At 62.2% G+C, this 436-nt stretch carries 1 protein-coding gene; it reads left to right on the forward strand.

Annotated elements, in window-relative coordinates; all coding sequences use genetic code 11:
• Positions 1–44 precede the first annotated feature (44 nt).
• Positions 45–436 (forward strand): DUF222 domain-containing protein (locus ABQF13_RS25315; RefSeq protein WP_448395556.1); only part of this gene is annotated, 392 nt, incomplete at its 3' end.

Raw genomic sequence — 436 nt, forward strand, 5'->3', positions numbered from 1 at the left:
CGCCGAACTCTGAAGTGTCGGTGGGGCCGTCTAGTGTCGAATGTATGTTCGAGTCGGTGTCGGATGTGGAGCTGGTCGACTTCATGGGTGAGGAGACCCGTGAGGAGTCGGCGGCGATGGGTCGGCGCCTGGCCGCGGTCGGTGAGTTGTTCGCTCGCCGTGAGCGCGAGTATCAGGAAGCCAAGTTCTACTTCACCGATGTAGTTGCCGCGGTGGCTGCGGAGATCTCGCCGATCCAGAACATCAGCCATGCCCGCGCGGTGTATCAGGTCGGGCTGGCCAGGACGTTGCGTGACCGGCTGCCGCGGATCGCCAAGGTGTTCATCAGCGGGGTGATCGACTTTCGGATGGTCAACACGATCGTCAACCGTACCGAAAACGTCGAGGACGAGGTGATCGGTGAGCTTGATGAGGCGTTGGCGCGCCGGGTGCACAA

Source organism: Mycolicibacterium sp. XJ879 (assembly GCF_053483935.1).